The 5893-nt window shown below is 32.6% G+C and carries 5 protein-coding genes; 3 read left to right on the top strand and 2 right to left on the bottom strand.

Going from position 1 to position 5893, the window contains the following annotated elements; translation table 11 throughout:
• Positions 1-178: 178 nt before the first annotated feature.
• The gene (locus Q0616_RS07730) at positions 179-490 is read right to left on the bottom strand and encodes a DUF3817 domain-containing protein (RefSeq protein WP_171621968.1); all 312 of its coding nucleotides are present in this window, start codon (positions 488-490) and stop codon (positions 179-181) included.
• A gap of 154 nt (positions 491-644) precedes the next feature.
• Between Q0616_RS07730 and Q0616_RS07725 the strand changes: the two genes are divergently transcribed.
• Positions 645-2225 carry a hypothetical protein gene (locus Q0616_RS07725; protein WP_298776242.1) on the top strand — a complete coding sequence of 527 codons (1581 nt, stop codon included), beginning with the start codon at positions 645-647 and terminating at the stop codon, positions 2223-2225.
• 224 nt (positions 2226-2449) lie between these two features.
• The gene (locus Q0616_RS07720) at positions 2450-3643 is read left to right on the top strand and encodes a C1 family peptidase (protein ID WP_171621966.1); all 1194 of its coding nucleotides are present in this window, start codon (positions 2450-2452) and stop codon (positions 3641-3643) included.
• A gap of 46 nt (positions 3644-3689) precedes the next feature.
• Here Q0616_RS07720 and Q0616_RS07715 read toward each other — a convergent pair whose 3' ends face one another.
• Entirely contained in the window at positions 3690-4085 is a 396-nt protein-coding gene (locus tag Q0616_RS07715) for a protease inhibitor I42 family protein (RefSeq protein ID WP_298776237.1), read from the bottom strand.
• A gap of 102 nt (positions 4086-4187) precedes the next feature.
• Between Q0616_RS07715 and Q0616_RS07710 the strand changes: the two genes are divergently transcribed.
• A complete protein-coding gene (locus Q0616_RS07710; RefSeq protein ID WP_188319147.1) occupies positions 4188-5756 on the top strand; it encodes an NAD(P)/FAD-dependent oxidoreductase in 1569 nt (522 codons plus the stop codon).
• Positions 5757-5893: the final 137 nt, after the last annotated feature.

The raw sequence follows: 5893 nt of genomic DNA, 5'->3' as shown, positions 1-5893 counted from the left end.
GAGCGTCAGCCTTCCAAGCTGAATGTTGCGAGTTCGAGTCTCGTTTCCCGCTCAACAAAAGCCAAAGATTATTTATAGTCTTTGGCTTTTTTATTTTAAACTTTTTATTTGCACATAAAAAAAACCTCATCAAATAAAGGTTTGATAAGGTTTTAATTATTTTTCAATACGTATCGAACTAAATTTCTTGTTCAGCTAACATTTGTTTGTATTTTTTTCCTTCGATAAATTTTTTCTCTGCCCAAATTGTTCCTCCTGGAATAATTGCTGCAACAAAAAAGATCCAGAAAATTTTCATCGACCAATTGTATTTTTCCTTTAATATGTACAACAATATAATATAAGCAATAAAAAGTCCTCCGTGTACTCTTCCTGCGTGCGTTACCCAAGTCGGGTCATCCCAAATATATTTCATTGGCATGGCTATAAAGAATAAAATAATTGCAGAAAGTGCTTCTAAGTACCCCGTTATTTTAAATAATTTCAACATTCATCTTAAATTTGAGCCAAAAATAAACTGATTTTTTTAGATTTTAGCTATTACTTATCAATAAAACAAATACTTAACTTTTAATTTATACGTTATTACAAACAATATGCGATATTTTGTTCACATTATTTTTCTTTTATTCACATCTATTCTTGTGTTTGCACAAGAAAAAAAATTACAATTTTATCGATACAATGATGAAACAAAATCGTATACAAAAGATTTTGAAAGTAAAAACCTCGATTCTTCTTTAGACTCACTTCAAAAAAATGGTTACTATACTTTAACGATTGATTCCATCAAAAATGAGAAAATCTATTTGAACAAAGGGAAAAACTACCAAACAATTTGGGTGAAAAACAATGATTTATTTGAGAATAAAAATGATTATTTTCCAACCAATAATTTAGATTCTATTCTGAATAAATTGGCCAAGACAAACATTAATGAAGGTTATCCCTTTGCACAAATAAAACTTGTTCCAAATGGTTTTCAACAAAGTGAGCAACGAATAGAATTGCTGTTAGACAAAGGGAATCAACGAACAATTGATGGTGTAAAATTAATTGAATATGAAAAATTATCAAAAGGTTATTTGCGTCATGGACTTAACATCAAAAATGGAGAAATTTACAGTGAACAGAAATTAGCATCTATCTCTACTTTAATGCAGCAAACCAATTATATTGCAGAAGTACAACAGCCACAAACCTTATTCAAACCAGATTCTACGATCGTATATTTGTATCCGAAAAAGATTAGTTCCAATTATTTTGATGGTGTTTTAGGTTTTGGAACAGATGATAATGGTGATTTCAAATTAAACGGAAACGTACAACTTTCGTTGAATAACGTGTTTAATAGTTTAGAAGAAATTCGATTAAATTGGATTGGAACTGCCAACAAAAACACATCACTAAATATCGGTGTTAAAGTACCTTATCTATTCAAATCTCCGATTGGTTCTGAAACTAATTTCAAACTTTTCAAACAAGATTCTGTCTTTGTAAATGTAGATTTTTCGGAACGCTTGTTTTATCAACTCAACCTCAATTCAACTATTGGTGTAAGTGGAATGGTGCAAACTTCGAACTTTTTATTAGAAGATGATTCGTATCTAAAATCGAGCTATGATGATTATTCTAAAACAGGAATTGGTTTGAGTTATAATTATTTTTTAAAACACCCTTTTCGTTTGATGGAAGGAAAATCGATGTTAGATGTTGCGGTAAATTCGATTCGTAAAAAGGAAAAGAATTTTTCGTGGACAGAAGAAATTGATAATAAAACGGTAAACCAAATTGAAATAGGGCTGAAGACCTTTCGCTTATTCGAATTAACTGACAAACACTACATCAAAACTGGTGCAGAATTTAGAGGTTTACTCACGAAAGACGATGATTTTTCTGAAAACGAATTGTATAGAATTGGTGGTTTTGGAAGTTTTAGAGGCTTCAATGAAGAAAGTATTACCGCCAATATGTATGGTTTTCTGAATGTCGATTATCGTTTTGTTCCAAGTGAAGCTTTCTACATTGGTTTATTTGCTGACTATGGTTTTATTGATAACAAACGTGCAAATCTAAATACCTCTTTGTTAAGTTTCGGAACTGGAATTTCATTTTTAACGAAAATGGGTATTTTCAATTTGAGTTACGCCGTAGGAAAAACAGACGAAACCTCTTTCGATTTCAAAGAATCTAAAATCCATTTTGGAATTTTAAGTCAGTTTTAGTTATTTATAATATTCATCAACAAAATTTAATTACAAACAAGTCTGTTTTACCTTTCCCGAGGACTCAGTTGATTACAAACAAGGTTGTTTTAGCTTAACAAATGTATTGTGTGAATGGATACTAAGAAGTTTTATTAAAAAAACTTTAAATTTTTATAGGTTTATTGTTAACATTTTCGTGAAATTAGCTACTTATAAAAAACTCACACAAAATAATTTTAAAAATGCATAAAATTTTTTATCCAATTTTCGCTTCAGCAGTAATGCTTGCAAGTGCTCAATTGGTATCTGCACAAGACAACTTAGTTAATGCCTTAAACAAAAACGTTAGTGAAAATAGTAAAGAAGCTTTTCAATTTACAGATGTTATCAATTTAGCTAAAACGCCAGTAGAAAATCAAGGTTCCTCAGGAACTTGTTGGTCATATTCAGGAAATTCGTTCTTCGAATCAGAAATGATCAGAATGGGAAAACAACCTATTCAATTGTCTTCTATTTTCAATGCAAGAAATACATACGTTGAAAAAGGAAAACAATATGTACGCATGCATGGTGCTACAACTTTAGGAGATGGAGGATCTTTCTTTGATGTTTTAAACACGATCAAAAAATATGGAGCTGTTCCTACAGAAGTTTACACAGGCTTAAATTACGGAACAAAAATTAACCAATTTGGTGAAATGGCTGCCATACAAGAAGGAGTATTAAAAGCTGTTGTTTCTAATCCAAATGGAAAATTAACTCCTAATTGGGAAAAAGCATACACAGCTGTTTTAGATAGTTATTTAGGAACATATCCGTCTGAATTTACGTACAACGGGAAAAAATATACACCGCGTACATTTGCAGATCAAGTGGTAGGAATTAATCCAAACGATTATGTTGCGATTACATCGTTCAAAGAGCATTCGTATTACAAACCATTTGTATTGGCGATTCCTGATAACTGGGCATACGAAGCTTTTTACAATGTTCCGATGACAGAAATGACGGATAATATTGATTATGCTTTAAAAAATGGATTTACTGTAGCTTGGGCGACGGATGTTTCTGAGAAAGGATTTAGCTGGAAAAATGGAATTGCTTATGTTCCTGAAATTGATTTTGCTGATATGACAGCTACGCAAAAATCAGAAATGTTCAAAGGTCCTAAAGCAGAAAAAGTAATTACAGAAGACATGCGTCAAGCGGCTTTCAATGATTACCAAACGACTGATGACCATGGAATGCACATTGTTGGAATTGCAAAAGATCAAAACGGAAAAGACTATTACATCGTTAAAAATTCTTGGGGATTAACAAACGACTACGAAGGATATCTTTATGTAACAAAAGCTTATGTTCAGTATAAAACAACAAATATTTTAGTTCACAAAAACGGTGTTCAAAAACAAACATTGAAAAAATTAGGAATTTAATTACTAATCTCATCATAAGTAAGAAAAGCTTCTATTGGAGCTTTTCTTATTTTACATTAAATGTAAGTTGTTTTGTATTGGACGGAGCATCTTTCTCCCAGCCTCTTTTATAATCAAACTGTATCGTACACTCTCCTTTACTACCAGCTATCACTGTATATACATTTTTACTTGGTACGCCTACCATTCCTTCTTGCTGTTTTTTTACATTCGACTTATCAACAATTTTTACACTACAACCATCAGGTTCTGTAGTAAACCAATCGTATCCAGTAGAAGGATTAGAAGTCACTTCTAATTTTATTTGATCTCCTACATTTAAATTGATTGTTTTGGTATTTTCGACTGTATCCAAATTGATTGTTTTCTCATTATTTATATTCGCTGCACAAGCCATTAACAAGGTTGAACTTCCTAATAAGAGTAAAGTTCTTTTAATCATAATTTATCGTTTTGATTATTTTTTTTTATAAAAACAGTTACAAAGCTATTCAACTAAGCGCTTTTTCAACTAATTTTGTGTTTTATTTTTTAGTCAATAATTATGCCTCAAAATGTAACTATTCGCATTTCTCCTGCAGAAGCAGCAAATGAAAATATTTTAAAACAACGTTTAGCATCTGCCGTTAAAACTAAACCGGAGAATATCAATGCTTATCAAATCATTCGTCGCTCATTAGATGCGCGAAGTCGAAATATTATCACTCAATTACAAGTTAATGTTTTTATCAATGAAGATTTTTCGGATGCTTTCGAGTTTCATCCAAATCTTCAGAATGTAGAGAATAAACACGAAGTTTATATTGCTGGTGCTGGTCCAGCTGGATTATTTGCTGCATTAGAATTAATTGAGCAAGGTTTAAAGCCTATCATCATCGAACGTGGAAAAAATGTTCGTGATCGTCGTCGCGACTTAGCTGCAATGAACAAGGAAGGAAAAGTAAATCCTGAATCTAACTATTGTTATGGTGAAGGTGGAGCTGGAACTTATTCGGACGGAAAATTATATACACGTTCTACAAAACGTGGAAATATTCTGAAATCTCTACAATGGTTTGTACATTTTGGCGCAACAGAACGCATTTTACAAGAAGCTCATCCTCATATCGGAACCAATAAATTACCAGGAATTATCGCCAACATGCGCGAAGCAATTATCGAATGTGGTGGAGAGGTTTGGTTTGATACAAAACTAACGGATATTCTTATCGAGAATAATCAAATTAAAGGAATTGAAATTAATCACGATAAGAAAATTAAAACATCATCGCTTATTTTAGCAACAGGACATTCGGCTCGTGATATTTTCAATATGTTGAATGAAAAGAATGTTTTAATTGAAGCAAAACCTTTTGCATTAGGCGTTCGTGTAGAACATCACCAAAGTTTGATTGATTCTGCTCAATATCATTGTCCAATCGGAACAGAACGCAACGAATTCCTTCCCCCAGCATCCTATTCATTAGTTTCGCAAGAAGCCGGTCGTGGTGTTTTCTCTTTTTGTATGTGTCCTGGTGGAATTATCGCACCTGCTTCTACAGATGAAGGAGAATTGGTCGTAAATGGTTGGTCGCCATCTAAACGAGATGGTTTTTTTGCTAATTCGGGAATGGTTGTAACAGTTGATGAAAAAGATTTTGCAAAATATGGATTTACTGGACCTTTGGCTGGAATGAAGTTTCAACAAATGGTCGAGCAAAAAGCTTGGCAAGTTGGTGGCGGTAAATTAAAAGCACCCGCGCAACGAATGACTGATTTTGTTTCAGGGAAATTATCCAATTCATTAAACGATTGTTCTTATTTACCAGGTTTAACATCGGGGTTATTGAGCGAAGTTTTACCAAAAGAAGTACATCAATCTTTGAAATTAGGTTTCCAAACATTTGGTAAAAAAATGAATGGTTACTATACCGAAAATGCAAATATTGTGGCAACAGAATCTCGAACTTCTTCACCTGTTCGTATTCCGAGAAATGAAGAAAACTTAGAACATACGCAAGTTTTTGGTTTATTTCCTTGCGCTGAAGGAGCTGGTTACGCTGGTGGAATTATTTCTGCCGCCATGGACGGAGCAAAAGTTGCAATTGCTGTGAAGAATTTTATCGAAAAATAGTTTTATATTTAATACTCAAAATAAAATACAGATGTCAAGCTGAACTTGTTTCAGCTTCGCATCTTTAGAAATGATGAATCTCTTAAAATCTATACTATTTGTTGGTTTAGGTGGCGCTTTTGGTAGTGTTGCAAGAT

The organism is uncultured Empedobacter sp. (assembly GCF_937930195.1).
In the GTDB taxonomy this organism is placed as follows: Bacteria; Bacteroidota; Bacteroidia; order Flavobacteriales; family Weeksellaceae; genus Empedobacter; species Empedobacter stercoris.
This window is presented reverse-complemented; position numbering and strand designations above follow the sequence as displayed.

What these genes read in the sequence shown, in the direction of transcription:
- Q0616_RS07720 (WP_171621966.1), top strand. Translation starts at nt 2,450, where the DNA reads ATGCATAAAATTTTTTATCCAATTTTCGCTTCAGCAGTAATGCTTGCA.
- Q0616_RS07730 (WP_171621968.1), bottom strand. Translation starts at nt 490, where the DNA reads ATGTTGAAATTATTTAAAATAACGGGGTACTTAGAAGCACTTTCTGCA.
- Q0616_RS07710 (WP_188319147.1), top strand. Translation starts at nt 4,188, where the DNA reads ATGCCTCAAAATGTAACTATTCGCATTTCTCCTGCAGAAGCAGCAAAT.
- Q0616_RS07715 (WP_298776237.1), bottom strand. Translation starts at nt 4,085, where the DNA reads ATGATTAAAAGAACTTTACTCTTATTAGGAAGTTCAACCTTGTTAATG.